Below are 290 nucleotides of genomic sequence, written 5' to 3' on the forward strand. Positions count from 1 at the left end.
AGATCAATGCCATTGTCGGCGTGGTCACCAACGGCCTGTTCGCTGCGCGTCCTGCGGACGTGTTGCTGCTGGGCACTGCCGAAGGCGTGAAGACCCTCAAGGCCTGAGGCTGTCTGTCACCCCGGCCGGCGAAGGCGTTCCCACGGACGCCTTCGCCGGCAAGCCCCGGCCTGCACAAGCCGCTACAGCTCAGGCTTCTTGAAGACGTAGAACAGATTCGGCTCGCTCACCAGGTACAGGGTGCCGGCGTCATCCATGGCCATTCCTTCCGCCTGGGGTACCGCCTTGCT

General features: G+C 64.5%; 1 protein-coding gene and 1 pseudogene. One reads left to right on the plus strand and one right to left on the minus strand.

What is annotated here, in order from left to right; genetic code table 11:
* Nucleotides 1-107: pseudogene (locus GV818_RS34020) on the plus strand (ribose-5-phosphate isomerase RpiA); the annotation flags it as partial.
* A gap of 75 nt (nucleotides 108-182) precedes the next feature.
* Here the strand turns inward: GV818_RS34020 and GV818_RS34025 are convergent.
* Nucleotides 183-290 (minus strand): SdiA-regulated domain-containing protein (locus tag GV818_RS34025; protein ID WP_178125260.1); only part of this gene is annotated, 108 nt, incomplete at its 5' end.

Origin of the sequence: Pseudomonas sp. Fl4BN1 (assembly GCF_009908285.1) — a bacterium.
In the GTDB taxonomy this organism is placed as follows: domain Bacteria; phylum Pseudomonadota; class Gammaproteobacteria; order Pseudomonadales; family Pseudomonadaceae; genus Aquipseudomonas.